Origin of the sequence: Frigoribacterium sp. PhB24 (assembly GCF_003755185.1) — a bacterium.
GTDB lineage: Bacteria > Actinomycetota > Actinomycetes > Actinomycetales > Microbacteriaceae > Frigoribacterium.
The window spans coordinates 1575-4635 of the sequence record NZ_RKIC01000006.1; the positions used below are offsets into that span (position 1 = coordinate 1575).

The window sequence follows — 3061 nt, forward strand, 5'->3', positions numbered from 1 at the left end:
AGCAGTTACAGCGCAGTATAGGCGAACAGCTTTGAATGGCTGGTCATAGAGGGTGCGAACCCCGTAGCCGAAATGCTGGCGCTGGCTGAATGGGGATCCCAAGTAGCTCGGGGCCCGAGAAATCCCGTGTGAATCTGTCAGGACCACCTGATAAGCCTAAATACTCCCAGATGACCGATAGCGGACAAGTACCGTGAGGGAAAGGTGAAAAGTACCCCGGGAGGGGAGTGAAATAGTACCTGAAACCGTTTGCTTACAAACCGTTGGAGCCTCCTTGTAGGGGTGACAGCGTGCCTTTTGAAGAATGAGCCTGCGAGTTAGCGATATGTGGCGAGGTTAACCCGTGTGGGGTAGCCGTAGCGAAAGCGAGTCTTAATAGGGCGACACAGTCGCATGTCCTAGACCCGAAGCGAAGTGATCTATCCATGGCCAGGTTGAAGCGACGGTAAGACGTCGTGGAGGACCGAACCCACTTAGGTTGAAAACTGAGGGGATGAGCTGTGGATAGGGGTGAAAGGCCAATCAAACTTCGTGATAGCTGGTTCTCTCCGAAATGCATTTAGGTGCAGCGTTGCGTGTTTCTTGCCGGAGGTAGAGCTACTGGATGGCCGATGGGGCCCAAAAGCTTACTGACGTCAGCCAAACTCCGAATGCCGGTAAGTGAGAGCGCAGCAGTGAGACGGTGGGGGATAAGCTTCATCGTCGAGAGGGAAACAACCCAGACTACCAACTAAGGTCCCTAAGCGTGTGCTAAGTGGGAAAGGATGTGGAGTTGCATAGACAACCAGGAGGTTGGCTTAGAAGCAGCCACCCTTGAAAGAGTGCGTAATAGCTCACTGGTCAAGTGATTCCGCGCCGACAATGTAACGGGGCTCAAGCACACCACCGAAGTTGTAGATTTCGTATTATAGACAAGCCTTCGTGGTTCAGTCGTACGGAGTGGTAGGAGAGCGTCGTGTGGCCAGTGAAGCGGCGGTGTAAACCAGCCGTGGAGGCCACACGAGTGAGAATGCAGGCATGAGTAGCGAAAGACGGGTGAGAAACCCGTCCTCCGAAAGACCAAGGGTTCCAGGGCCAGGTTAATCCGCCCTGGGTAAGTCGGGACCTAAGGCGAGGCCGACAGGCGTAGTCGATGGACAACGGGTTGATATTCCCGTACCGGCGAAGAACCGCCCAAGCTAATCCAGTGGTGCTAAGAGTCCTAACCCGGCTGAGTTGATCCCTTCGGGGTGATGCCGGCCGGTCTAACGCTCGACCCCATGCTGGTGCGGTTAACGTATTAACAGGTGTGACGCAGGAAGGTAGCTGAGCCAGGCGATGGTATCCGTAAGGTGAACCTGGTGTAAGGATGTAGGGCTGACGATAGGCAAATCCGTCGTCAATGCGCCTGAGATCCGATGCGTACCCCGATTGGGGGAAATCAGTGATCCTATGCTGCCGAGAAAAGCATCGACGTGAGGTTCAAGCCGCCCGTACCCCAAACCGACTCAGGTGGTCAGGTAGAGAATACCAAGGAGATCGAGAGAATCGTGGTTAAGGAACTCGGCAAAATGCCCCCGTAACTTCGGGAGAAGGGGGGCCGGAACCGTGATGGGATTTACTCCCGGAGCGGGAAAGGCCGCAGAGACCAGTGGGAAGCGACTGTTTACTAAAAACACAGGTCCGTGCCAAGTCGCAAGACGATGTATACGGACTGACGCCTGCCCGGTGCTGGAAGGTTAAGAGGAAGGGTTAGCGCAAGCGAAGCTCAGAATTTAAGCCCCAGTAAACGGCGGTGGTAACTATAACCATCCTAAGGTAGCGAAATTCCTTGTCGGGTAAGTTCCGACCTGCACGAATGGCGTAACGACTTCCCAGCTGTCTCAACCGCGAACTCGGCGAAATTGCACTACGAGTAAAGATGCTCGTTACGCGCAGCAGGACGGAAAGACCCCGTGACCTTTACTACAGCTTGGTATTGGTGTTCGGAGTGGCTTGTGTAGGATAGGTGGGAGACTGTGAAGCTTGGACGCTAGTTCAGGTGGAGTCATTGTTGAAATACCACTCTGGTCACTTTGGATATCTAACTACGAACCGTGATCCGGTTCTGGGACAGTGCCTGGTGGGTAGTTTAACTGGGGCGGTTGCCTCCCAAAAAGTAACGGAGGCGCCCAAAGGTTCCCTCAACCTGGTTGGCAATCAGGTGTCGAGTGTAAGTGCACAAGGGAGCTTGACTGTGAGACTGACAAGTCGAGCAGGGACGAAAGTCGGGACTAGTGATCCGGCAGTGGCTTGTGGAAGCGCTGTCGCTCAACGGATAAAAGGTACCTCGGGGATAACAGGCTGATCTTGCCCAAGAGTCCATATCGACGGCATGGTTTGGCACCTCGATGTCGGCTCGTCGCATCCTGGGGCTGGAGTAGGTCCCAAGGGTTGGGCTGTTCGCCCATTAAAGCGGTACGCGAGCTGGGTTTAGAACGTCGTGAGACAGTTCGGTCCCTATCCGCTGCGCGCGTAGGAAATTTGAGAAGATCTATCCCTAGTACGAGAGGACCGGGATGGACGAACCTCTGGTGTGTCAGTTGTCCTGCCAAGGGCACCGCTGATTAGCTACGTTCGGAACGGATAACCGCTGAAAGCATCTAAGCGGGAAGCCGGCTTCGAGATGAGATTTCCATACCCTTAGGGGTGAGAGGCTCCCAGCTAGACTACTGGGTTGATAGGCCGGATGTGGAAGTGGGGACTAACGACCCATGGAGCTGACCGGTACTAATAAGCCGATAACTTGACAACAGTCCCTCCCTGTAGAGGTGGGGGAAAGCTGCTTGCGTCCACTATGTGGTTCCCGAAATACGGTCGGGAACAACTCAACAGACAAGTCGTCACATCCATCACGGATGCGACGCATGGTCTGAAACAGACTTCACCACCAGCATTATCGGTGTGTGGTAAATGTTTCGGCGGCCATAGCGAGAGGGAAACGCCCGGTCACATTCCGAACCCGGAAGCTAAGACTCTCAGCGCCGATGGTACTGCAAGGGGGACCTTGTGGGAGAGTAGGACACCGCCGGACTCCTTTTAG

The 3061-nt window shown here is 54.6% G+C and carries 2 rRNA genes (1 of these 2 running past the window's edge); both read left to right on the forward strand.

The features are described from left to right. Positions 1-2771, forward strand: a 23S ribosomal RNA gene (locus EDF50_RS00585) (it extends 197 nt beyond the left edge of the window). A gap of 164 nt (positions 2772-2935) precedes the next feature. Further along, positions 2936-3052: ribosomal RNA gene (rrf, locus tag EDF50_RS00590) — 5S ribosomal RNA — on the forward strand. The last annotated feature ends 9 nt before the right edge of the window (positions 3053-3061 follow it).